The following is a 25,747-nucleotide window of genomic DNA, read 5'->3' on the forward strand; positions in this document are numbered from 1 at the left end:
ACTTTGGTGCAGCACTAGAGCCCCTACTTAATCAAACCTCATTTTATGATGCTTACATAGAATTTTTATTGTTTCCTCCAGCAGCTTTTCTTTCTTTAGCTTTAGTAGAAATTCAGCTTTGATAAGCAGGCCCATATTGCTATTTTTATTGTTTCTTTGACTTTTTTTGTAGGCTTCCATGCTTTTTTTAAATAGCTCTGACAAAGTATAAATATGGAAAGGATCTATTTGATTATAATGTCCTAAGCCTTCTACAAGTCCAATCATAACATCCTTATAGGAAGCGTTTTCTTCAAGCCCCATAAACGAAACCCATCTAGGAATAATATCCTCTAATAGAAGCCTATTAGAAGCCTTGGATGGTGATAAACTGTAAAGCTCTGCTAATTCTCTAATGGCCTCCTCATTTATGTTCATTAGAAATTTCAGTGCTTCCTCCTCTTGAATATTTGTCTCTATATAATAATTTTTACCCTTTAATCCTTTAAATACTTTTATGGTATCAAAATAACCTAGCCTTATATTTCTTTGTGCTCTTTTTTTAGTAAAATCCATTATATTTCCTAAATCTTGATTAGGCTGTATGCAGATTACTTTTAAATCAGGATAGTCTGTTTTTTTAATGCGTCCTCTACTTAGTAGCCGCACTGCTACTATTTCTTTATAGCCTTTATGGTACAACATATCGATTGGTAGATTATTATAGAAGCTTCCATCTAAAAAATTTTTTCCATCTAGCTTTTTTGATTTAAAGATCGGTAAATAAGAAGAGGCCATAAGATAATCTGCCATCTTGGCTGAAGGTATTTCTTCTTTAAATATCTCCATTGGTTTGAAATCCGTCAAAGATACAGTAACAAATCCAAAATCCGTCTTTGATTTTCTTATTTTTTCTTCCTTGAGGGTTTGTTTGATTAGTTTCTCTAAAGGCTTTGTATCAAGTCCAAATCCCTTTACGATTTTCCTTATTTCTTCAAATATAATATGTATATTAGAGGCATTTAGCTGATTTCCTGAAAGCATTTCATAGATTCTATCATCTATATCCATCACCATATGAGGTGCTATATCATTCCATATCTTATAGGCAATCTCAAAATCCTCCTGTACCATCAAGGCCCCATTTAGAGCACCTACAGATGTCCCTGTTATCCCTTGAAATTCAAGATTCATTTCCTTAAAGGCCTGCCATGCTCCAATCTGGTAGGCCCCTTTTGCCCCACCACCCTCTAAAGTTAATCCCAGCATTTGTTTCCTCACTTCCTTATCTTAGAATAATCACTATCATTCATTATTTCCTTATTTATATTATATTCATTATTTATCTCTATTGTGTTGCTTATTAATTAAATGATACTACATATCCATTTATTACCTCAAGGAAATTGCAGCTTTTTCTTGTTTTTATCCCCAATAATCATGTATAATATTTTTGTAGTTAAAATAATATAATAAGTTTTAAAATTTTTTTGTAAGTTCTAGGATGGTCAAGATTTTATAGTTTTATCTTTTTAGGTCTAGACTTCGACTACTTTTAACTGAAATTATGTTAAGTTAGCATATTGCTAGCCTCTGTTTACACCATGGATAAGACACCTTAGTTTTACAGATGTATAGCAATGTGCTTTTTATTATTCAGTAATGTCGAAAATTGTCGAAATTGTCTTGAATCCTAAAAACTTAAAAAAGAAAGATTATTCAAAGGGGGAAATAAATATGTTCAAGAAAAAAACAGTTATTATTGTAAGTTTAATGCTTGTACTGGCATTAGTTGCTGTTGGTTGCAGTAGTAATGAAGCTTCCGTTACACCAGCAGATCCAAACAAGTTGGTTGTAGCCCAAGCCTCTGATGCTGTATCCTTAGATCCACATGCAGAGAATGATAATGCTTCTGCAAGGGTTATGAAACAAATGTATGAAACGCTTGTTGAGCAAGATGAAACTATGGAAATAGCGTCAGGCTTAGCTGTAAGCTGGGAACAAGTAGATGAAAGAACCTATGAGTTCCAGCTAAAAGAAGGTGTTAAATTCCACAATGGTGAAGAAATGACAGCTGATGACGTAGTTTTTACTTTTAAAAGAGCTGCTGTTTCTCCTAGAGTAGCTGCTATCGTAGGTGTTCTTGATGCAGATGCCATTGAAGCTGTTGATACCTATACTGTTAGAGTTGCTACAAAAGAGCCTTTTGCACCAATCTTAGCCCACTTAGCTCATCCTGCAGCTAGTATCTTAAATGAAAAGGCTGTTACAGAAGCTGGGGCTGACTATGGTCAAAAACCAGTAGGTACAGGGCCTTATATGCTTGAAAACTGGCAAAAAGATGAATTTGTTGAATTAATAAAATTTGAAGACTATCATGATGAAACAAGAATGGCTAATATTGAAACGGTTGTTTTTAGAGCCATCTCTGAAGCTGGTAACAGAACTATCGAATTAGAAACTGGTGGAATTGATATCGCTTATGATATCCCAGCTATGGATGTTAATAGAGTTGAAGAACATGCTAACTTAAACTTAATTAGAGACATGAACTTCTCTACAACTTACATTGGCTTTAATGCTGAAAAAGAGCCCTTCAATGATGTAAGAGTGCGTCAAGCCATCAACTATGCTTTAAACATGGATGCTATTGTTGGTGCTGCCTACGATGGTATCGGTACACCAGCTAAAGGGCCTTTAGGTGCCAACGTTTGGGGTGCTAACCTAGACCTTGAAGCTTATGGTCATAATGTTGAAAAAGCTAAAGAATTAATGAAGGAAGCTGGATATGAGGACGGTTTCTCAACAGAAATCTGGACCAACCAAAATCCACAAAGAATTGCTGTTATGGAAACGGTACAAAACCAATTACGTGAAATTGGTATTACAGTTGAAACTCGTGTTTTAGACTGGGGTGTTTTCTTACAGGATACAGAAGATGGTAAACACGACATGATTGTACTTGGTTGGGGTACAGTAACTGGAGACCCAGATTACGGTTTATATGTACTGTTCCACTCAGATGCTCATGGTGCAGCTGGTAACAGAACTTTCTATACCAACCCTAGAGTAGATGAGTTATTAGACTTAGGAAGAGTAACAGCTGATCCAGAAGAAAGAGCTGCTATTTATCATGAGGCACAAGAAATTATCCGTGAAGATGCTCCATGGGTGTTCACATGGAATGGTGAAGAGATTACTGGTGTAAAAAGCTATGTAAAAGGTTTCAAAAACCATCCTGCAGGTCACCACACATTATGGAATGTATCTTACGAATAAAAGCTTAGACAATTATCTTTGAAAAATCAATAATCCTACAGAATATAGTGTCATATTTCCATATGACACTATATTCATTATGACGAAATTTTAACAATAGTTATTAAATTAAGAAAAAGGAGGACCATTATGCATAAGTATATCCTTCGAAGACTTTTGATGTTAATCCCCGTTATGCTGGGAGTATCCTTCATTGTCTTCACTATGATGTATATAACACCTGGAGATCCTGCAAGAATGATGCTAGGGGAAACAGCGGCGCCGGAGGCGGTTGAGCAGCTTAGAAGCGAATTAGGACTGAACGATGGCTTCTTTACTCAATATGGAAGATTTATTTATAACCTAGTAGTACACCAAGATTTAGGTCGTTCTTATAAAACCAATGTACCGGTAATGACTGAAATCCTAGGCCGGTTCCCTACTACACTAAAGCTGGCTTCTCTAGGGGTTCTGGTGGCGGTAATTATAGGTATTCCTACGGGAATTATTTCAGCTACAAAACAGTATTCTGCATTTGATAATGTTTCTATGGTTGGAGCCCTATTAGGGGTATCGATGCCAAACTTTTGGCAAGGTATTATGCTAATCCTGTTATTCGCCGTCTATTTAGGTTGGCTTCCTGCTTCAGGATTCTCCACCCCGAAGGAAATGATTTTGCCAGCCATTACTTTAGGTACCAGTTCGGCAGCTATCATTACCCGTATGACTCGTTCCAGTATGCTGGAGGTTATAAGACAGGACTATATTAGAACTGCTAGAGCAAAGGGACAGGTGGAATCTGTTATTACGAACCGTCATGCTTTGAAAAATGCACTTATTCCTATCGTTACTGTTGTTGGACTACAGTTTGGTTATTTGCTAGGAGGAGCTGTATTAACAGAGTCTATCTTTAGTGTTCCTGGCCTTGGAAGATTGATGGTAGACGCCATTAGCTCAAAGAATTATCCTGTGGTTCAGGGTGGCGTATTGTTTATTGCTTTAACCTTTAGTGTTGTGAACCTTTTCGTAGATATATTATATGCCTTCCTTGATCCGCGAATTAAGTCTCAATACAAGTAAGGAATAGAAAGTATAGAAGGAGGTAACTTTATGGCGAATGTAAATCCAGCTATGGATGGAAAAATTCCTCAAGCTGATGTAAAAATAGCGAAAAAGAAAAGAAGCCAATGGTTTGAAGTTTGGTTAAGACTGAAAAAAAGTAAGGCTGCTATGGTTGGTTTAGCAATTATTGTTATCTTAATATTCTCTGCCATCTTTGCAGATTTTATTGCACCAGAAGGAATCGATGATCAAGATTTAGATAGAAGATTTGTATCTCCAAGTGCTGAGCATTTCATGGGCACAGACCATTTAGGTAGAGATATCTTTAGTAGAATTGTTTATGGTTCTAGAATTTCTCTACAGGTAGGGTTTATTGCCGTAGGTATTGCTGCCTTAGCCGGTGGAAGCTTAGGGGCTATTGCAGGTTATTATGGTGGAAAGCTGGATAACGGCATCATGCGGGCTATGGATATCTTATTGGCTATTCCAAGTATCCTTTTAGCCATCTCCATTGTGGCTGCCCTAGGTCCTAGTTTAGCCAATGTTATGATTGCTGTAGGTATCAGCTCAATGCCTTCCTATGCCCGTATCGTTAGAGCTTCGGTATTGACAATTAAGGACCAAGAGTTTGTTGAGGCAGCCAAGGCAATAGGGGCCAATGATTTAAGAATTATCATCAAGCACATTCTTCCTAACGCTATGGCTCCTATCATTGTACAAGCTACCCTTGGTGTAGCTGGCGCTATATTATCAGCAGCCGGATTGAGTTTTATTGGATTAGGTATTCAGCCTCCAAATCCTGAGTGGGGAAGTATGTTGGCCTCAGGAAGACATTATATCCGTGATTATTGGCATATTGCTACTTTCCCTGGGTTAACTATTATGATAACAATCTTTGGTTTAAATCTATTGGGAGACGGTTTAAGAGATGCACTGGATCCTAGATTGAAAAACTAATTGGGAAGGATGAAAATCGTGAGTAAAAAAGAAAAGTTATTGGAAATAAAGGATTTAACTATTCACTATGTTACTGATGATGGTACCGTCCGTGCCGTTGAAAATATGAGTTTAGAGATTGGTAAAGGGGAAACCTTAGGTTTAGTGGGAGAAACTGGAGCTGGAAAAACCACCACTGCCCTAGGTATTATGCAGTTGATTCCAAACCCTCCTGGGAAAATTATAAGTGGTGAAATCATCTATGAAGGGGAAAACCTAATAGGTAAATCCCCGGCGGAGCTTAGAAAAATTAGGGGAAACAATATTTCCATGATTTTTCAAGATCCTATGACCTCTCTAAACCCTGTTATGACAGTAGGAGAGCAGATTGCTGAAGTAATTAAGCTGCATCAAAAGGTAAATGCAACAGAGGCTGTTCTTAAAGCTCAAGAAATGTTAGAAACCGTTGGTATTCCTGGAGAAAGACATAAGGAATATCCCCATCAGTTCAGTGGTGGTATGCGTCAAAGAGTTGTTATTGCCATTGCTTTAGCATGTAATCCAAATCTCCTGATTGCTGATGAGCCTACTACAGCACTAGATGTAACTATTCAAGCTCAGGTATTGACTTTAATGAAAAAACTTAAGGAAGAGTTTGAAACTTCTATGATTATGATTACCCATGACTTAGGTATTGTAGCTGAGATATGCGATAAGGTTGCTATTATGTATGCAGGAAATGTTGTAGAGTATACTGACGTAGAATCTTTATTTACTAGTCCGAAGCACCCTTATACTATCGGATTGTTTAATTCTATACCAAATATCGAAGAGGATATGGAGGCCTTACAACCTATTAAAGGTCTAATGCCAGATCCCACTGATTTACCCAGTGGATGTCCTTTCCATCCTAGATGTCCAAAGGCAACAGCAGTCTGTTCTGAAAGACAGCCAGCGCCTATTGAGGTAGCTGAAGGCCACTTTGTTTCTTGTCATTTATTCGAAAAGTAAATTAGATAGGTGGTGAAAATATGGCAAAAAAATTAATTGAAGTAAAAAACCTGAAGAAATATTTTGAAACGAAAAGAGGGTTATTACACGCTGTAGATGGCGTTAACTTTTATATAAATGAAGGGGAAACCTTAGGTTTGGTTGGAGAATCCGGCTGCGGAAAATCAACAACCGGAAGGGTAGTTTTAAGACTTCTAGAGGCTACCGATGGTGAAATTTTCTTTGAAGGCAAAAATATCTTGGATTACAGCAAGCAGCAAATGCGTGAAATGAGAAGGCAAATGCAAATTGTATTCCAAGATCCCTTTGCCTCCTTGAATCCAAGGATGAGTGTTGCTCAAATTATTGCTGAACCCTTAGAAATCAATAAAGTTTATTCATCAAAAGCTGAAATGAATAAAAAGGTTAAGGAATTAATGGATACTGTTGGTTTAGCTGAGAGGTTGGTAAATGTCTATCCTCATGAGTTAGACGGTGGTAGACGTCAAAGAATTGGTATTGCAAGAGCTTTGGCATTAAACCCTAAGTTTATCGTTCAAGATGAGCCAGTATCGGCTCTAGACGTATCCATTCAGGCTCAGATTCTAAACCTAATGGATCGATTGCAAAAGGAGTTAGGCTTAACCTACTTGTTTATCTCTCATGATTTAAGTGTTGTTAAACACGTAAGTGATAGAATTGCTGTTATGTATTTAGGTAAAGTTGTAGAGCTTTCAGATTATAAATCTATGTTTAAAAGCCCTCTTCATCCTTATACACAAGCGTTATTATCAGCTATTCCCGTACCAGAGATAGGTGTCAAAAGAGAAAGGATCATTTTAGAGGGTGATGTCCCAAGTCCAATTAATCCACCAGAGGGTTGTAGATTTTATGGTAGATGTAGACATCGTCAGGATATCTGTAAACAACAGACTCCTCAGTTAAAGGACATGGGTAACGAAAGATATGTTGCATGTCATTTTGCAGGAAATTTATAATGATTTAGTTTAGTAGTAGCCAAGGGATTTATGCCCTTGGCTTTTTTATGTATGTACTTACAATCCTACTAGAAAAATCTGTTAATTATTTTTATTCTATAAAACCCTTTTTAAACATAAAAATATTACAAGCTTCACATTATTATCTTTTTATAGAAAATAGATTAATGTTTAAAGGGGGAAATCTTTATGTTGAAAAAGAAAAGCTTTATTATTTTGACATCCTTTCTAATGATTTTTACGCTGATGGTCACCGGTTGTGGTGGTGAATCCCAGGATGCCGCCACAGAATCGCAACCATTGATTGTGGCGCAACGTTCTGATGCAGTGGTACTGGATCCGCATGCAAACAATGATCAAGCTTCATCTAGAGTTATGAGACAAATCTATAGCAATTTAATTAATCAGAATGAAAGCATGGAGCTAGAGCCTGGTTTAGCTGAAAGTTGGGAGGCAATTGATGAATTAACCTTTGAATTCAACTTAAGGCAAGGCGTTAAATTCCATAACGGTGAAGAATTAACAGCCAATGATGTTGCCTTTACATTAAACAGAGCTCTTGGTTCCTCCCATGTCTCACATATTGTAGGAGCCATCAACCCAGATGGTATTGTGGTAGTTGATCCTTATACTATTAGAATAGCAACCCATGAACCTTTTGCACCATTGCTGGCTCATTTAGCTCATACAGCTACCGGTATCTTAAATGAGAAGGCTGTTACTGAGGCAGGTGAGGATTATAGCCAAAGCCCAGTAGGTACTGGCCCTTACAAGCTTTCCAACTGGCTTGTTGGAGAAACTGTTGAGTTAGTTATATTTGAAGATTATTATGATGAAGCTAACAAGGCAAAAATTGAAAAAGTAGTTTTCAAAGCTATTGCTGAGGATGGTAATAGAGCCATCGAGCTAGAAACTGGGGGTATAGATATCGCTTATGATATCATTGGCACAGATGTAGATAGAGTAGCCAATCATTCCGACTTAGCTATGGTTAGAGATATGAACCTTTCTACCACCTATGTTGGATTTAATGCTGAAAAGGAACCATTTAATGATGTTAGAGTGCGTCAGGCTATTAATTATGCTGTAGATATGGATCTTATTGTAGATGTTGTATACCTAGGTACTGGCGAACCTTCAAGGGGACCTTTAGGTGGAAATGTTTGGGCTTCCAACCAAAATTTAAAACCTTATGGTTATGATGTTGAAAAAGCTAAAGAGTTAATGAAGGAAGCAGGGTTAGAAAATGGTTTTAAAACAAAAATTTGGACCAATCAAAACCAGCAACGGATAGACATCGCTGAAATCTTACAAAATCAATTAAAAGACATCAATATCGAAGCAGAGGTAAGCATCATGGATTGGGGTGCTTATCTGGATGCTACTGCTGCTGGAGAGCATGATATGTTTATCCTTGGCTGGGTAACAGTTACGGGTGATCCAGACTACGGCTTATATCCCCTATTCCACTCAAAAACCCATGGGGATGGCGGTAATAGAACCTTCTATACCAATGAACGTGTAAATGAATTGCTGGATTTAGCAAGGGTAAATGTTGACCCTGCCATTAGGGAGGCTGCCTATATAGAGGTGCAGGAAATTGTCCGTGATGAGGCTCCTTGGATTTTTACATGGACTGGGGAAGAGCTTACTGGTATCAGAGATAATGTAAAGGGCTTTAAGAACCATCCAGCAGGACATCATAAGCTTTGGAGTGTATATTTTGAATAAAGCCTATTGATGCCATTATTAAATAACGGGTGCATATTTATGGAATATAGTGTCATATACAATGTGACACTATATTTCTTAATACTTTTTTTGAAATTGTTTTATTATTAAAGGAGGTTTATCATGCATAAATACATACTTCGTCGACTGCTTATGCTAATACCCGTCATGCTTGGTGTATCTTTTATTGTCTTTACGATGATGTATATTACTCCTGGAGACCCTGCTAGAATTATGTTAGGAGAATCGGCACCAACAGAGGAAGTAGAAAAATTTCGAGAAGAATTAGGTTTAAATGATCCTTTTTTCTTTCAATATGGTCGATTTGTAAAAAATTTAGTCATTCATCAAGATATAGGTCGTTCTTATACCTCCAAACGTCCAGTTACAATTGAAATCTTAAGTCGTTTTCCTAATACATTGAAATTAGCCACATTGGGTATTGTAGTTGCTGTGGTACTGGGAATTCCAACAGGTATCATTTCCGCCACAAAACAGTATTCAATCTTTGATAATGCTGCTATGGTTGCTGCTTTATTAGGGGTATCAATGCCAAACTTCTGGCAAGGCCTCATGTTGATTTTGTTATTTTCTGTTCATTTAGGATGGCTTCCTTCTTCTGGTTTTTCTTCCTACAAAGAAATGATTTTACCAGCTTTAACTCTAGGCACCAGTTCTGCTGCTATTATCACTCGTATGACCCGCTCCAGTATGCTGGAGGTTATACGTCAGGATTATATTAGAACTGCTAGAGCAAAGGGGCAGACGGAGTCTGTTGTTATCAATAGACATGCTCTTAAAAATGCACTTATTCCCATTGTGACTGTTATTGGTCTACAGTTTGGATATTTGTTGGGAGGAGCAGTACTTACTGAATCTATTTTTGGCATTTCTGGTGTTGGAAGATTAATGGTGGAGTCCATTAATGCAAGAAACTTTCCTGTAGTACAGGGGGGAGTTTTATTTATAGCTTTGACCTTTAGTATTGTAAATCTTATGGTTGATATATTATATTCCTTCCTTGACCCAAGAATTAAATCCCAGTATAAGTAAAGATGCTCCAAAGAATAGAAGGAGGTAATTTTATGGCTGATGTGAAGATAGTTAAAAAGAAGCGAAGCCAATGGATGGAGGTGTGGAGAAGGCTAAAGCAGAATAAGGCTGCAATGATTGGTTTATTCATTATTGGTGTTTTAGTGTTTACTGCCATTTTTGCAGATTTTATTGCCCCTGAGGGCTATGATGATCAAGATTTGTATAGAAGATTTATTCCACCTGGCAGCAAGCATATTTTGGGCACAGATCACTTAGGTAGGGATATTTTAAGTAGGATTATTTATGGATCAAGAATTTCTCTCCAGGTAGGCTTCATTGCTGTAGGTATTGCAGCTGTCATAGGAGGAACTTTAGGTGCTGTTGCTGGATACTATGGTAAAAGGTTAGATAATATGATCATGCGACTTATGGATATTTTACTGGCGATTCCCAGTATCCTATTGGCTATTTCCATCGTAGCTGCTTTAGGAGCTAATTTAGTGAATGTTATGATAGCTGTCGGTATAGCCTCTATCCCCTCCTATGCCCGTATCGTAAGAGCTTCGGTGTTAACCATTAAGGATCAAGAGTTTATAGAGGCTGCCAGGGCAATCGGTGCCGACGACTTTAGGATTATCATTAAGCATATTATCCCCAATGCTATGGCGCCAATTATTGTACAGGCAACTCTTGGAGTGGCCAGTGCTATATTATCAGCTGCAGGTTTAAGCTTCATTGGTTTAGGTATTCAACCACCAAACCCCGAGTGGGGAGCTATGCTATCAGCGGGAAGATATTACATCCGTGATCATTGGCATATTGCAACTTTCCCTGGTCTAGCCATTATGATAACTATTTTTGGTCTAAATCTCTTTGGAGATGGCCTAAGAGATGCACTAGATCCTAGATTAAAAAACTAATGGGGGTGATAGGATGACTATAAATCAAAAGTTATTGGAAATAAAAAATTTAACTATCCATTATATTACTGATGAAGGCACTGTGCATGCGGTTGAAAATATGAGCATAGAAATCGGTAAAGGTGAAACCTTAGGTCTTGTAGGGGAAACCGGCGCTGGAAAAACGACTACAGCTTTAGGTATTATGCAGTTGGTTCCAAATCCCCCTGGAAAAATCATAGGGGGCGAGATTATCTATGAAGGTGAAAACCTATTAGGTAAATCTCCTGCTGAGCTTAGAAAAATAAGAGGAAACAATATTTCTATGATTTTTCAAGATCCTATGACCTCTCTCAACCCCGTTATGACGGTTGGAGAACAAGTCGCTGAAGTAATCAAGCTTCACCAAAAAGTTAGTGCAGCAGTGGCTATGATTAAGGCTCAAGACATGTTGGAAACTGTTGGAATTCCAGAAGAAAGACATAAGGAGTATCCCCACCAGTTCAGTGGTGGGATGCGACAAAGGGTTGTGATTGCCATTGCATTAGCATGTAACCCTAATCTATTAATTGCTGATGAGCCTACTACAGCACTGGATGTAACTATTCAGGCTCAGGTGCTGAACCTAATGAAAAGTTTGAAGGAAGAATTTCAAACCTCTATGATTATGATTACCCATGACTTGGGTATTGTAGCAGAGATATGTGATAAGGTTGCTATTATGTATGCAGGCAACGTTGTAGAATACACTGATAAAGTAGCCCTCTTTACTAATCCTAAACATCCTTATACCATTGGATTATTTAATTCTATACCCAATATTGAAGATGATGTAGAAAAACTAAAACCTATTCAGGGCTTAATGCCAGATCCTACTAACCTACCCAGTGGTTGCCCCTTTCATCCTAGATGTCCGAAAGCAATAAATGTCTGCTCAAAAAAACTACCCAAGCCTATAGAAATTGCTAAAGACCATTTTGTTTCTTGTATTCTATATAGTGATAGATGATGATAGTAAGGAGGTATTAGGTGAAAAAGAAATTGATAGAAGTAAAAAATCTAAAGAAATATTTTGAAACGAAAAAAGGATTGCTGCATGCTGTGGATGATGTTAATTTTTATATAAAGGCAGGAGAAACCTTAGGTTTGGTTGGTGAATCTGGCTGCGGAAAATCAACAACAGGGAGAGTCATCCTGCGACTTTTAGAACCCACCAATGGAGAAATTCTGTTTGAAGGTCAAAACATCTTGAGATATAATAAGCAGCAAATGCGGGAAATGAGAAAGAAGATGCAAATTGTCTTTCAGGATCCCTTTGCCTCTTTAAATCCTAGAATGAGCATTTCTCAAATTATTTCTGAGCCCCTGGAAATCAATAAGGTTTATACAACGAAAGTTGAAATGGATAAAAGAGTTAAAGAGTTAATGGATACAGTAGGCTTAGCTGAGAGACTAGTAAATACCTATCCTCATGAGCTAGATGGTGGCAGACGTCAAAGAGTTGGTATTGCCAGAGCATTGGCTTTAAACCCTGATTTTATCGTTCAGGATGAGCCAGTATCTGCTTTAGATGTCTCTATACAGGCACAAATATTGAACTTAATGGACCAGCTGCAAAAGGAGTTGAGTTTAACTTATTTATTCATCTCCCATGATTTAAGTGTTATCAAGCATGTTAGTGATAGAATCGCTGTTATGTACCTAGGCAAAATCGTGGAATTGTCAGATTATAAAACCATGTTTAAAGATCCCCTTCATCCTTATACTCAGGCTTTATTGTCTGCTATTCCTGCACCTCAAATAGGTGTACAGAAAGAAAGGATTATTCTTGAAGGCGATGTCCCAAGTCCAATTAATCCACCAGAGGGTTGTAGATTCTATGGTAGATGTAGACATCGTCAATATATCTGTAAACAACAGACTCCTGAGTTAAAGGATATGGGTAAAGAAAGATATGTTGCATGTCATTTTGTAGGAAATTTAAAATAATATTTTGGGGGTTAATCAATAAAAGGGAAGACAGTATACCGTCTTCCCTTTTATTCATTTATTGTCCAAGTGCATGAACTTCTTTATTGTGCTAACTTCTTATAGTTTTCGTATCTTTCCTTTGCATCTTCCTCTGATTTTGCAAACAGAGCTTCTGCTACCTCTGGGAAAGTCTTTAATAAGGAAGCATAACGTACTTCACTCATTAGGAAGTCTCTGAAAGGAGTCTTTGGTTCTTTAGAATCTAATACAAATGGATTCTTTCCTTCTTTCTTTAACTCTGGGTTGTATCTATATAGATGCCAGTATCCAGCCTCTACTGCCTTCTTGGATTGTTCTTGAGTTTTACCCATGCCAGCGCCAATTCCATGAGCGATACATGGTGAATAAGCGATTACTATGGAAGGTCCCTTATAAGCTTCAGCTTCCTTCATGGCCTTCATTAATTGGTTCTTATCAGCACCCATAGCTACCTGTGCTACATATACGTAACCATAACTGATGGCCATCATACCTAAGTCCTTCTTCTTGGTTCTCTTACCAGCCGCTGCAAATTTAGCGATAGCCGCTGTTGGAGATGCCTTAGAAGATTGACCACCTGTATTGGAGTATACCTCTGTATCCATTACAAGAATGTTTACATCTTCACCAGATGCGATTACATGGTCTAATCCACCATATCCGATATCATAAGCCCAACCGTCTCCACCAAAGATCCATTGAGATTGCTTGATTAGATAATCTTTCTTTTCAATGATTTCAGCGATTACAGCATTGTCTTTTTCAGCTTCGATTAATGGAAGGATTTTGTAGGTTGCAGCTTTAGAAGCTTTACCTTCATCTTTTCCATCAAGCCATTCTTGGAAGGCTGCTTTTAATTCAGCATTAATATCTAATGTTAAAGCTTCCTTCATTAAATCAGCAATTTTTTCTCTGATTTGTGTTGAAGCCAACATCATACCATAACCATACTCAGCATTGTCTTCAAATAAGGAGTTTGCCCAAGCTGGCCCTTTACCTTCTTGATTCTTACAATATGGTACAGATGGTGCACTTCCTCCGTAGATAGAAGAACATCCAGTAGCGTTGGCTACCATCATTCTATCGCCATATAATTGAGTAATTAGCTTAACATATGGTGTTTCACCACAACCAGCACAAGCTCCTGAGAACTCAAATAGTGGTTGAGCAAATTGGCTGCCTTTTAAGGTTTCGATATTTGTTAAAGTAGATTTATCTGCAATGGTAATGGAGTAATCCCAATTTCCTTTTTGTTCAACAATTTGTGGCTCAACAGGCTTCATTTCTAACGCCTTATTTTTAGAAGGACAGATATCAGCACAGTTTCCACAACCAGTACAATCTAATGGCGCTACCTGTAGACGATACTGTAATCCCTCGAATTCTTTGCCCATGGCCTTCAATGTTGCATATCCTTCTGGTGCATTTTTTACTTCCTCTTCATTTAATAAGAAAGGTCTAATTGCAGCGTGAGGACATACAAAAGAACATTGATTACATTGGATACAATTTTCTGGAATCCACTCAGGAACAGTTACAGCAATGCCACGTTTTTCGTAGGCGCTTGTTCCTAATGGGAAGGTTCCATCTTCTGCACCTGCAAAAGCACTTACAGGTAAGCTATCTCCCTCTTGCGCGTTCATAGGTCTTAATATATTTTTAATGAAGTCTGGCTCTTCTACTGCAGCTGCTACTTCTTCAGCCACACCCTTCCAGCTTTCAGGTACATCTATTTTCACAAGGGCTTCTACACCACGATCAACTGCCTGTTGGTTCATGGCAACAATCTTTTCACCTTTGCTTCCATAGGCTTTAACAATAGCTTCTTTTAGATGCTTTAATGCTACATCTACAGGAATAACTTCTGCCAGCTTAAAGAAGGCAGCTTGCATAACCATGTTAATTCTTCCACCTAAGCCGATTTCTCTAGCGATTTCTGTACCATTAAGGGTATAGAATTTAATATTATTTTCAGCAATATATTTTTTCATAGCTGCTGGCAGCTTTTCTTCTAATTCTTCTGGTGACCACATGCAATTTAGTAGGAAGGTACCACCTTTTTTCAAGCCCTTTAATAAATCGTATTGATTTACATAGGCTTGATTATGACAAGCAATAAAATCTGCTTCATCAATTAGGTAGGTAGACTTAATAGGCTGCTTACCAAAACGTAAGTGGGATATAGTAACACCACCGGATTTCTTAGAGTCATAGGAGAAATATGCCTGTGCATACATATCTGTATCGTCTCCAATGATTTTGATAGCTTCTTTGTTTGCCCCTACTGTACCGTCGGAACCTAATCCCCAGAATTTACATCTAATGGTTCCTTCTGGAGCTGTTGAAACCTTTTCTTTAATTTCTAGAGATGTATTGGTTACATCATCTACAATACCTACTGTGAAAAGATTTTTAGGTTCTGCTGCCTTAAGGTTCTCATATACAGCGATGATTTGAGAAGGTACTGTATCCTTTGAACCAAGACCATATCTTCCACCAATAATCATTGGTGCATCTTCCTTGGTGAAGAACATCGTTCTGATATCTTGATACAATGGCTCTCCAAGAGCACCTGGCTCTTTTGTTCTATCTAGAACAGCAATTCTTTTTACTGTTTTTGGTAATACATCAAAGAAATATTTTTCTGAGAAAGGCCTATATAGGTGTACTTTAATTACCCCTACCTTTTCTCCCTGTGCTAATAAGTAATCGATTGTTTCTTCAATTGTATCTGTTACAGAACCCATAGCTATGATAATATGCTCTGCATCTGGTGCTCCATAATAATTGAATGGCTTATATTCTCTGCCTGTCAGCTTAGTGATCTCCTTCATATAATCTGCTACGATGTCAGGAATTGCATCATAATACTTGTTGGCAGCTTCTTTAGCTTGGAAGAAAACATCAGGGTTTTGAGCTGTTCCTCTAAGTACAGGATGCTCAGGACTTAAAGCTCTATCTCTAAAGGCTTTGATTTCATTCTGATCTACTAGATTAGCAAATTCGTCAAATTCAATAACTTCAATTTTTTGCATTTCATGTGATGTTCTAAATCCATCAAAGAAATGTACAAATGGCATTCTGCCTTTAATAGCAGCTAAGTGAGCTACACCACCTAAGTCCATAACCTCTTGTACACTGCCAGTAGCCAGCATAGCACATCCAGTTTGTCTTGTGGCCATAACATCTGAGTGATCTCCAAAGATGGATAGGGCATGACCTGCCACTGCTCTAGCACTTACATGAAACACTCCTGGCAATAATTCTCCAGCAATTTTATACATATTAGGAATCATTAAAAGTAAACCTTGAGAAGCAGTAAATGTAGTTGTTAATGCTCCTGCAGCTAAAGAACCATGTACGGCTCCTGCAGCACCTGCCTCTGACTGCATTTCTACAACCTTTACAGTTTGTCCAAAGATGTTTTTAAGACCGTCTGCACTCCACTCATCAACATTTTCAGCCATGTTAGAGGAAGGGGTGATGGGATAGATTGCTGCTACATCTGTAAAAGCATAGGAAACATATGCAGCTGCAGCATTTCCATCCATTGTTTTCATTTTTCTAGTCATGATGATAGCCTCCTTTTTATATTGAATTTCATAGAAACTATATAATAATTATACATGTTTAGGATAATGTATCCTGTATACAAGTATATTATATATAAAAATTTTAAAAATTTATAGTAAAATTTTTTTTAAGTGTTACATTTTTTTCGTTAAAACTTTTGGCCATTTTCTCACTTTGACAGGATTAGGGTTAAGACCCTGAAAAAGGATTTTATGCTAATTGCCCACAATTCTTCATAGCAATACAGCTCTTAAAAGTTTTCCCTTTTAAAAGCTTCTTAAATTTCCATCTTGAGCGAATGAAAACCTTTTCCCCCTTCCATCCGCTTCTATTTTGAAATTCCCTACAAGTAGCCTATTCTACCCTATATGTACCGTTGAAATAAATTTATCCTGATGGATATCAAGTTACTACATTTTTACCTTACCTTAACTATATCATTAGTAACTAAGGAAGTCTATATTTTAGATGGAATTTTTCATTCCCTTTATATTGTAATTACTTAAACGTTATATCCTCTGTAAAACCCATATGTTTATAAAATTCTACCGTAAATATATGGGTTCAAAGATAATAAAAAGCCCCTTCCTTTCCTATGAAAAGACTGGGCTTAAACTATATATTCTTTCTACTATTTATATTGTATATTTAACTTTAGGCTTAACTTGTCCAGCATATCTTTTGTCATAGCAGCTAAATCATATTTGGGATTCCATCCCCATTGCTTTCTTGCTTCGGTGTCATCTAGAGAGTTAGGCCATGAATCAGCAATTTTTTGGATGTTGGTGTTTACATCATAATCCATTTCAAATGCAGGTATATGCTTTTTAATTTCTGCTGATATTTCTTCTGGATCAAAACTCATGGCAGTAATGTTAAAGGCATTTCTGTCCACTAGCTTAGATGGATCTGCCTCCATTAGTTGCACAATTGCATCTAATGCATCTGGCATATACATCATATCCATATAGGTCCCCTTTTCTAGGAAGCAGGTGTATTTTTTATTTTTAAGTGCTTCATAGTATATATGTACTGCGTAGTCTGTGGTTCCTCCCCCTGGTAAGGCTACATTGGAGATTAATCCTGGAAAACGCATTCCCCTTGTATCAACATTATATTTTTGGAAATAATAGTCACAGAGAAGCTCTCCCGCCACTTTTGTTACTCCATACATGGTGGTTGGTCTCATCAATGTATTTTGAGGTGTGTTATCTTTGGGTGTTGAAGGACCAAAAACAGCAATAGAGCTGGGAGTACATACAGCACATTGACTTTCTCTAGCTACTTCTAGAACATTATAAAGTCCATTCATATTTACGTCCCAGGCTGCTGCTGGATTGTTTTCTCCAGTAGCGGATAAAATTGCCGCTAAATGAATAATGGTGTCTATTTTGTGCTTCTTTACAGCATCCGCAACCTGCTGGGCTTTTGTAACATCTACAATTTCAAAAATGCCTGTTTCAGCAACATCGTTTTTCCCTTTACTTCTACTGCTGGCAATTACATTGTCTTCACCATAGGTTTTTCTCATACTCATTACTATTTCAGAACCTATTTGTCCCAATGCACCTGTTACTAATATTTTTTTCAATGTTTCCGCCTCCTTCATAATAAGTATCAACAAAAATAAACAATTTGCATACTCTTATTATTGTAAAAAAACTCTTTTTTAACACATACTTTTTCTGCTGTATATTGTTAATTTTTAAATAAGAGGTATAGATTATGTTTCCACATTAATTGGACATATTCCTCTTTTTTTGGTAAGATGGTTTAGAATAAAATAAAAAAGGAGCGTTTATTTAATGGATAACAAACAAGTTTTAGCTGTAGTTGGTAACCGTGAAATATCAGAAGCAGATCTTCAATTGCTTATAAGAAGCCTAGACCCTCAAAGGGCTGCTCAATTTCAATCGGAAGAAGGTAAAAAGCGATTATTAGAGGAGCTAGTAAATCAAGAGCTTTTTTATCTAGATGCAATCGACTCTCAACTAGATAAGGATGAGGCTTATCTAAAAGAATTACATAAAGTAGAAGAAAATTTCTTAAAACAATATGCCATCAGTCGTTTAGTAAAAACTGCTGCTATTGATGAGGATGAAGCTAAGAATTACTTTGAAGAAAATAAAGAACAGTTTAAAAGTCCTGCTACTGCAAAGGCTAGTCATGTTTTAGTTGATACTGAAGAAGAAGCTGAAAAAGTATTAGTAGAAGTACAAGAAGGTCTTTCCTTTGAAGAAGCTGCTAATAAGTATTCAAAGTGCCCTTCTAAAGCTCAGGGAGGAAGTTTAGGAAATTTCTCAAGAGGACAAATGGTACCTGAATTTGAAGAAGCTGTTTTCAGCATGGAAAAGGATGAAATAAGTAAGCCTGTTAAAACACAATTTGGGTATCACTTGATTAAGGTTTTTGATCATACTCCAGAGGAAATGAAATCCTTTGATGAAGTAAAAGGTCAGTTGGCACAGCAGCTATTATCCCAAAAACAACAGAATCTTTACTTGAACAAGGTACAAGAATTGAAGGATAAGTACGAAATAAAAGTAAATCTATAAATTATAATAGGCGACCTCATGGGGTCGCCTTTAGGCTGTTGAAAAATCTCTATATTCTTTTTTTCGCATAAACCAGCGCTCTTATATTATTGCCTGTGGGCTTTCAAGTAGTTATATTAATGATTTAAGTCATTAATTTTATGCCAGTTGACTTAGCTTTTGGAAAGCAACTCCTTTATAATTAAAACACTGGTGTACATTGGCAAATCAAAATTTTTTTCACCTTGAATCTAAAGACTTTTCAACTGTCTAAATGTTTATAATTTTCTATGATAAACGATGTCAGTAAGAACCTTGTCGTTGAATTTTTCATATCTGATTCCTGCTAAATGATATTGTTGTTTTAATGCAAATTCCATAGAAGCAAAATTTGGTTTTGGAGAAATAAGGGTTTCTGAAAACATATCCTTTATACCCATTCTTTTAGCGTCTTCTCTAAATCTCTTAAATAGCCTGCTTCCTATTCCTGATCCTGTTAAATTGGAACGAACAGCTATTTTCTCCAATATTACAAATTTGTTTAAAGTCTTTTTATCAAAATCAGATTTCCACATTGTGCTAAAAATCCAGTTTGGCTCCATATTTATCCATTGGTCCTTTGTGTAGGCTAGTAAAAACCCAACTACTTTTTTCCCTTTTCTAACTACATAGAAAAGCTTTGATTCTTCAATATCTTCTTTAAATTTTTCAACGTATTTTTCTTTATTCTTTGTATAATCATCCATTAGAAAGCCTTGCTTATGGTCTTTGTTATTACTTCCCACTGAAGCTGCAACTGCTATTATTCCTTCAATGTCTTCCACCGTCGCTTTGGCAACCTCCAATTCATCTTCAGTCTGTTTTGGCTTTATTGCTTGTGCATAAGCCTTATTGATATTCATGATATCCTCCCTTTATTTCGGTTTTATAGTTTTTCTTTTTCTTTCTTACTTCACTGTTGTCAGATGAAGCCTACCACACCTCCCCATAGACCTATTCGAGAATAAATATATATTTTTCCATTGATGTATTTTTGTATAAATATAAGTATTATACTTTTACCCAGTGCTTCTTGTCTTTAACAGTCTTTTTATATTATATATTCAATTCGTTAATTGTTTGCCACATTTTTTTATAATTTTTTATGAAATATTTTATATAATTAAAGAAAAATCTATTATTTGATACTTTTAAAGTTGATTTTTAATTGGTTTATGAAGTTTTTTATGCTTTTTTAACATAAAAAATCTTACCACATATCTTTGACTGTGAAATACTAAGGAAATAATGCATATTTTTAATTATTATGCTGATTTTTTTATGGAATTTATTTTAAGATTATCGAGAGAAGCGTCCTTAATAATTATTATTTATTCATCTTAGTTAAATTATTATAACACAAAATGGTAAATTTTCTAAATCCTTTGATATTGCTTTAAAGCTTTCTATCCTTGCTGACTGGTTATTTTTCTGTGTAAGCAATTAATTCATTAGTATTACTAGCAAATACTTCTATACCCTATAGGAATCGTTATAGAAGACTGACAAGCAAGAGTCTTCCAAATAATTTAAATTTTTTCCTTGACAATCATTTTTTTTGATGTTAGATTATATATTATATATTAAACAGCTGTTTAAAAAACTTTATAGTAAACTCTTATAAAGAGTGGCGGAGGGACTGGCCCAATGAAGCCCGGCAACCAGCACAGTAAAGTGTATGGTGCTAAATCCTGTAGGTATTATACCTAAGAGATGAGAGGATAGATAATCTATCTATACACTTTTAAGCTTCTCCTTTCTCTTGGAGGAGCTTTTTTATATGAACCTATCTATCCTTTGCTTCAAGAAATCTATATGTTCTATTATCCGTTATTGGCACTTAGTATATCAATGTGTATGCTAACAATTAAAAAGGAGAGATGTTGAAATGAGTAGCACAAACAAAAAACTAAGATTTGACACTTTACAGGTTCATGCAGGGCAAGAGCCGGATCCAACTACAGGCTCTAGAGCTGTACCCATTTATCAAACCAGCTCGTATGTATTTAAGGATAGCGATCATGCAGCAAATTTATTTGGTTTAAAGGAATTTGGTAATATCTATACAAGAATTATGAATCCTACCTCCGATGTTTTTGAGCAAAGAATTGCAGCCTTAGAAGGAGGCGTTGGCGCTTTAGCTGTAGCTTCTGGTCAATCTGCTATTACTTATGCCATATTAAATATTGCTGGAGCCGGTGATGAGATTGTTGCCGCCAGTACTTTATATGGGGGAACCTACAATCTTTTTGCTTCAACCTTACCAAAGCTGGGAATCAAGGTGGTTTTTGTAGATCCAGATAATGCAGAGAATTTTAGAAAGGCGATTACTGAAAAAACAAAAGCGGTTTATATTGAATCCATAGGCAATCCTGGTATCAACCTAGTGGATATTGAGGAAGTGGCTGACATTGCTCATGCTAATCATCTACCTCTTATTGTTGATAATACCTTTGGAACTCCTTATTTACTTCGCCCCATTGAATTTGGAGCAGATGTTGTTGTTCATTCTGCCACAAAGTTTATTGGCGGCCATGGTACCTCCATCGGTGGAGTAATTATTGACTCTGGCAACTTTAACTGGGCAGAAAGTGGTAATTTTACCGGATTAACAGAGCCAGATCCTACTTATAATAATATCAGCTACACTGAAGCCTTTGGTCCCCTTGCTTATATCCTTAAGGCAAGAGTACAGCTTTTAAGAGATACTGGTGCTTCCTTAAGTCCTTTTAATTCTTTCTTGTTTTTACAAGGATTGGAAACCTTATCTCTTCGTGTAGAACGCCATGTAGAGAACACAAAGAAAATTGTGGATTTCTTAAATAATCATCCTTTGGTTACTTGGGTGAACTATCCTAGTCTAGAGGGTAATAAATATTATGCATTAGCACAAAAATATTTCCCTAAAGGAGCAGGTTGTATCTTTACTTTTGGTATTAAAGGTGGGGTAGAGAATGGTAAAAGGTTTATTGACAGTTTAGAACTCTTCTCCTTATTAGCTAATGTTGCAGATGCTAAATCCCTTGTGATTCATCCAGCCAGCACCACCCATGCACAGTTATCAGAAGAAGCCCAAAAGGCCGCAGGTGTTACACCAGATATGATTAGACTATCCATAGGGATTGAGGATGTTGAAGATCTCATCGAGGATTTGGATCAAGCATTGCAAAAATCTGTGATTTAATTAAATAATGCTGAACCCAGAGGGAGCTTTTTTCCCTCTGGATTGTAATTCAATGCTTACTATCAGTTTGAAGGAGGAAAATATTCAAATGCCAGTGAAAATTCCTGATAATCTTCCAGCTACGGAAGTTTTAAACAAAGAAAATATTTTTGTTATGACCCAGAGCCGCGCCCTTACCCAAGATATTCGAGCGCTTAAAATAGGTATTTTAAACCTGATGCCAACAAAAATTACAACAGAGATTCAAATTCTACGGATGTTGGGGAACTCCCCTCTACAGGTAGATATCGTACTTTTACATCCTAAAAGTCATACATCAAAAAATACACCTGAAAAACATTTGACCACCTTTTATAAGACCTTTGATGATGTGAAACATCAAAAATTTGATGGCCTCATCATTACTGGTGCCCCCGTTGAACACTTAGCCTTTGAAGCAGTGACCTACTGGGAGGAGCTAAAGAAGATTATGGATTGGTCCCTGGAGAATGTGACCTCTACCTTCCACATATGTTGGGGAGCTCAAGCAGGATTGTATCATCATTTTGGTGTTCCAAAATACCCATTGGATTCAAAAATGTTTGGTATCTTTCCTCATACAGTCAACAAAAAAAATGTCAAGCTGCTTAGAGGCTTTGATGATCATTATTCTGCCCCTCATTCAAGACATACAGAGGTAAGGAGACAAGATATTGAAAAAGTACCGGAGCTAGAGATTTTATCAGAATCAGAAGAAAGCGGTATTTATATTGTTGCTACAAAGGATGGTAGACAGATCTTTGTGACAGGTCATTCTGAGTATGACCCTACAACTTTAAAGGCAGAGTATGATCGAGATGTCAGTGCTGGTAAAGACATAGAAATGCCTAAAAATTATTTTGCTGGAGATGACCCAACCAAACCACCTATAGTTACTTGGCGAAGTCATGCTAATTTGCTATTTGCCAATTGGTTAAATTATTATGTCTATCAAGAAACACCTTATGATCTCAATGAAATTACAGGTAGCTTTTCTTAATATAGATATGTACCTTTTAAATACTAGTTCTTTTCCATCGTAGGGGTGGATCTGAATGCTTATCTCGTTTTCAAGAGAGTCCACAGGCCCACTCCTACGTGTATTCATTTTGAGAGGAGCATATCTATAGCATGAATGAAAAAACCATGATGCGTAAAGTAGTGGTCATATCATTATCAAAACTACATATAGTATAAGTACATATTTTTAACTAAAAATAATTTTCTGAATACTTAAATTTTTTTGAAAAATGTGTTGACAGTGTTTTTCCATTTTGTTATAATACTTATTAATAACATTTTAATTTAGCCTTAAATAATTTAAATATTTATTAAAGCAATGACGGGGAAGGGTATTTTATTCTGATAGTTAAAGAGAGTCGGCCTTGGCTGAAAGCCGATACTAGAGATAATCTACTGATCACTCCTAAGCAGTATCTTCGAAATCATAGTAGTGGATACCGATTTGCCTCGATAAAGGCTTAGGTTTCTTAGAAACAAAGAAAGCGGCATCTCATCAGATGCAAATAAGGTGGTACCGCGGGTAATATCTCGTCCTTGAAAACAGTAGTAATTTTCATGGGCGATTTTTTTCAACTATTTATTAGGATTAGGAGGTGATAAAAATGTTATCTAACAAGATCAAAGCTGTTGAAAAAAACAAAACTTCACAGTCTCCATCTATAAATTACACTAAAAACCTAAAGCTTGTTAAAAATATTGATGGTGAGAGCACTTCCTTTAGTATAGGCTATGAATTTCAGAAGGCTAACTGTAATTTAAATTACTGGGGAGCTGGCCCTATGGATAAAGACTTTATGTTCTAATGAACTCATTATATATTTTTTTATTTATTACATGCTGAATAGCACCTCTTCAGTTTTTATTTAGAGGTGCTGCGGTTCTTTTTTCTTGACGGGAAAATATATTAGAAAAGAAAAAAAAGAGAAGAAACTCTCTTCTCTAGATCATGGACTAATCATATCCATGCTTTTCTTATGCCTTTCTATTTATGGAACTATAGGTATCTTTACTATAAAGGTAGTTCCTTCATTTTCTTTGCTTTTGAAGCTTATACTTCCTTTATGAATATCTATGAAATCCTTTACTATGGTTAAACCTAGTCCTGTTCCTACAATCTTCCCTACGTTTGAAGCTCTATGGAAGCTTTCAAAAAGATTTTTCTGGTCAACCTTTGGTATGCCTATCCCTTTGTCTATAATTTTAAACATCATACTTTCGTCATCAAATTCAAGCATTATTTGAACATCTTCACCGTTGATGGAGTATTTTAATGCATTAGTCAGAAGGTTTGTGAGAATAGTAGTAAGTAGAAATTCATCTACCTTGCTAATGAAGACCTCCTTTGTACTGGTAAATATAATGTCTGCCATGTAATAATCACTTTCTTTTAGTAGGTCTATGGTTGCTTTTGTAAGCTTTACAACATCTATCGGCTGTGGGCTGAATTTTACTTTATCAGCCTCCACTCTTTCCACTAGCAATATATCTCTCAATAATTTATTTATTTGGCTGGTGGCTTTTTTTATACGCTGTGTATGTTTGAAATTTTTGCCATCCTTCCAGCTATCATCAAAGGTTTCCAATAGCTGTATCGTAGAAAGTATGACATTAAGAGGTGCTCTTAATTCATGAGACACCATGGATATCAATGTATGCTTTAAGCTCTTTTCTTTTTCCTTCATTTTTCTTTCTGTGATATCCTCTATGATTTCTATTATTAGTGTTTGATCCATTAAATGCATTTTCGTAAGCTGATGTTCATTCCATCTATCATTGGCTCTCTTTGCCTCAAAGGTTTTTTCATCTCTACAACTTTTATCTGAACAACAAGGTTTGCTATAGCCCAATGCTTTCCAGCAAAGATTTCCCTCCAAATGTGGATTTATTTTTTTTGCATAATTATTAGCAAAAACAATGGTGTGGCAATCAGGGTTAATAATAATAATATATTTCTCTAAAGCATTTAAGAAGGAAATACTATCTATCGCCTCTAGGCTTTTGAGGTTTTTTTTATTTATAGGATATAATTCCTTTGTTACTATCAACTTTACTGCCTCCCCCCATATCCAACATTTTTATAAGGCATTACTCTATATCTGGTAAAATCACATTGGCAACTCTTCTTCTGGGACTACTTAGCTGATTCTGATTTTTTCTTTTATAACTATCTTTTTCTTGCTGTTTTTTACACAGTCTAGATTTAGAGAAAGAACTCTCCATTTTGTCCCTTGTTTTTTCTGTTAAGTACTTGTCATTCATCAATAAGCACTCCTTATTTTTATTGTAAATATTTTTATTTTATAATTTCTTTTCGTACTATATCATTGATGAATTCTTCTTTATAATATAATACACCTATTTTTATCAGCTGTCTTTATATTATAGTAGAAAAATGCTTAAGTGTTGGACATCCCTTCGGTAATCTGTAGAATTATTCGGTAAACTGTTTTTTTTTAATAAATATCGATTAAAATAAGC

The 25,747-nt window shown here is 36.3% G+C and carries 20 protein-coding genes, 1 riboswitch and 1 other annotated feature; of the genes, 14 read left to right on the forward strand and 6 right to left on the reverse strand.

Going from position 1 to position 25,747, the window contains the following annotated elements; all coding sequences use genetic code 11:
• Nucleotides 1-27: 27 nt before the first annotated feature.
• Complete coding sequence (locus tag BMX10_RS04925; RefSeq protein ID WP_090440269.1) at nucleotides 28-1,248, reverse strand: patatin-like phospholipase family protein; 1,221 nt, start codon at nucleotides 1,246-1,248, stop codon at nucleotides 28-30.
• Nucleotides 1,249-1,716: 468 nt separating this feature from the next.
• Between BMX10_RS04925 and BMX10_RS04930 the strand changes: the two genes are divergently transcribed.
• The 10 genes from BMX10_RS04930 (at nucleotide 1,717) to BMX10_RS04975 (ending at nucleotide 12,877) form a co-directional block, all read left to right on the forward strand.
• On the forward strand, nucleotides 1,717-3,258 hold the full coding sequence (locus BMX10_RS04930) for a glutathione ABC transporter substrate-binding protein (protein ID WP_090440272.1): 1,542 nt from the start codon (nucleotides 1,717-1,719) through the stop codon (nucleotides 3,256-3,258).
• Between the two features lie 129 nt (nucleotides 3,259-3,387).
• A complete protein-coding gene (gene nikB, locus BMX10_RS04935; protein ID WP_090440274.1) occupies nucleotides 3,388-4,317 on the forward strand; it encodes a nickel ABC transporter permease in 930 nt (309 codons plus the stop codon).
• Nucleotides 4,318-4,347: 30 nt separating this feature from the next.
• Nucleotides 4,348-5,256, forward strand: a complete 909-nt coding sequence (locus tag BMX10_RS04940) for an ABC transporter permease (RefSeq protein ID WP_330387811.1) — start codon at nucleotides 4,348-4,350, stop codon at nucleotides 5,254-5,256.
• Between the two features lie 18 nt (nucleotides 5,257-5,274).
• On the forward strand, nucleotides 5,275-6,246 hold the full coding sequence (locus BMX10_RS04945; protein ID WP_244272637.1) for an ABC transporter ATP-binding protein: 972 nt from the start codon (nucleotides 5,275-5,277) through the stop codon (nucleotides 6,244-6,246).
• 20 nt (nucleotides 6,247-6,266) lie between these two features.
• Entirely contained in the window at nucleotides 6,267-7,223 is a 957-nt protein-coding gene (locus tag BMX10_RS04950; protein ID WP_090440280.1) for an ABC transporter ATP-binding protein, read from the forward strand.
• A 189-nt stretch (nucleotides 7,224-7,412) separates the two neighbouring features.
• Entirely contained in the window at nucleotides 7,413-8,954 is a 1,542-nt protein-coding gene (locus BMX10_RS04955; protein WP_090440283.1) for a glutathione ABC transporter substrate-binding protein, read from the forward strand.
• 123 nt (nucleotides 8,955-9,077) lie between these two features.
• Nucleotides 9,078-10,007, forward strand: coding sequence for a nickel ABC transporter permease (nikB, locus tag BMX10_RS04960; protein WP_090440284.1), 930 nt, complete (start codon nucleotides 9,078-9,080; stop codon nucleotides 10,005-10,007).
• A gap of 32 nt (nucleotides 10,008-10,039) precedes the next feature.
• Nucleotides 10,040-10,909, forward strand: a complete 870-nt coding sequence (locus BMX10_RS04965; RefSeq protein WP_090440287.1) for an ABC transporter permease — start codon at nucleotides 10,040-10,042, stop codon at nucleotides 10,907-10,909.
• 13 nt (nucleotides 10,910-10,922) lie between these two features.
• Nucleotides 10,923-11,897 (forward strand): ABC transporter ATP-binding protein, encoded by a 975-nt coding sequence (locus BMX10_RS04970; protein ID WP_170834687.1) that lies wholly within the window; start codon nucleotides 10,923-10,925, stop codon nucleotides 11,895-11,897.
• A gap of 20 nt (nucleotides 11,898-11,917) precedes the next feature.
• Nucleotides 11,918-12,877 (forward strand): ABC transporter ATP-binding protein, encoded by a 960-nt coding sequence (locus tag BMX10_RS04975; RefSeq protein WP_090440290.1) that lies wholly within the window; start codon nucleotides 11,918-11,920, stop codon nucleotides 12,875-12,877.
• Between the two features lie 83 nt (nucleotides 12,878-12,960).
• Here BMX10_RS04975 and nifJ read toward each other — a convergent pair whose 3' ends face one another.
• Nucleotides 12,961-16,470: a pyruvate:ferredoxin (flavodoxin) oxidoreductase gene (gene nifJ / locus BMX10_RS04980; protein ID WP_090440294.1), complete on the reverse strand. Its 3,510-nt coding sequence runs from the start codon at nucleotides 16,468-16,470 to the stop codon at nucleotides 12,961-12,963.
• Between the two features lie 632 nt (nucleotides 16,471-17,102).
• Nucleotides 17,103-18,062: an L-threonine 3-dehydrogenase gene (locus tag BMX10_RS04985; protein WP_208976108.1), complete on the reverse strand. Its 960-nt coding sequence runs from the start codon at nucleotides 18,060-18,062 to the stop codon at nucleotides 17,103-17,105.
• Between the two features lie 214 nt (nucleotides 18,063-18,276).
• Between BMX10_RS04985 and BMX10_RS04990 the strand changes: the two genes are divergently transcribed.
• Entirely contained in the window at nucleotides 18,277-19,026 is a 750-nt protein-coding gene (locus tag BMX10_RS04990) for a peptidylprolyl isomerase (protein WP_090440300.1), read from the forward strand.
• 257 nt (nucleotides 19,027-19,283) lie between these two features.
• On the opposite strand, the gene BMX10_RS04995 is transcribed toward BMX10_RS04990, so the two are convergent.
• Nucleotides 19,284-19,907 carry a GNAT family N-acetyltransferase gene (locus BMX10_RS04995; RefSeq protein ID WP_090440303.1) on the reverse strand — a complete coding sequence of 208 codons (624 nt, stop codon included), beginning with the start codon at nucleotides 19,905-19,907 and terminating at the stop codon, nucleotides 19,284-19,286.
• 752 nt (nucleotides 19,908-20,659) lie between these two features.
• A riboswitch (SAM riboswitch) is annotated at nucleotides 20,660-20,764 on the forward strand.
• A 168-nt stretch (nucleotides 20,765-20,932) separates the two neighbouring features.
• On the opposite strand from BMX10_RS04995, the gene BMX10_RS05000 reads away from it, so the two are divergent.
• The 3 genes from BMX10_RS05000 to BMX10_RS05010 all read left to right on the forward strand — a co-directional run bounded on the left by BMX10_RS05000 (nucleotide 20,933) and on the right by BMX10_RS05010 (nucleotide 24,072).
• Entirely contained in the window at nucleotides 20,933-22,228 is a 1,296-nt protein-coding gene (locus tag BMX10_RS05000) for a homocysteine synthase (protein ID WP_090440306.1), read from the forward strand.
• Between the two features lie 88 nt (nucleotides 22,229-22,316).
• Nucleotides 22,317-23,246 (forward strand): homoserine O-acetyltransferase MetA, encoded by a 930-nt coding sequence (gene metA / locus BMX10_RS05005; RefSeq protein ID WP_090440310.1) that lies wholly within the window; start codon nucleotides 22,317-22,319, stop codon nucleotides 23,244-23,246.
• 330 nt (nucleotides 23,247-23,576) lie between these two features.
• Nucleotides 23,577-23,808 (forward strand) — a binding site (T-box leader).
• 63 nt (nucleotides 23,809-23,871) lie between these two features.
• On the forward strand, nucleotides 23,872-24,072 hold the full coding sequence (locus BMX10_RS05010; protein ID WP_090440313.1) for a hypothetical protein: 201 nt from the start codon (nucleotides 23,872-23,874) through the stop codon (nucleotides 24,070-24,072).
• A 183-nt stretch (nucleotides 24,073-24,255) separates the two neighbouring features.
• Here the strand turns inward: BMX10_RS05010 and BMX10_RS05015 are convergent, their stop codons facing one another.
• Nucleotides 24,256-25,314 (reverse strand): sensor histidine kinase, encoded by a 1,059-nt coding sequence (locus tag BMX10_RS05015; RefSeq protein WP_090440316.1) that lies wholly within the window; start codon nucleotides 25,312-25,314, stop codon nucleotides 24,256-24,258.
• Between the two features lie 40 nt (nucleotides 25,315-25,354).
• A complete protein-coding gene (locus tag BMX10_RS17940) occupies nucleotides 25,355-25,528 on the reverse strand; it encodes a hypothetical protein (RefSeq protein ID WP_170834688.1) in 174 nt (57 codons plus the stop codon).
• Between the last annotated feature and the right edge of the window lie 219 nt (nucleotides 25,529-25,747).

The organism is Natronincola peptidivorans (genome assembly GCF_900111615.1).
Lineage (GTDB): Bacteria > Bacillota > Clostridia > Peptostreptococcales > Natronincolaceae > Natronincola_A > Natronincola_A peptidivorans.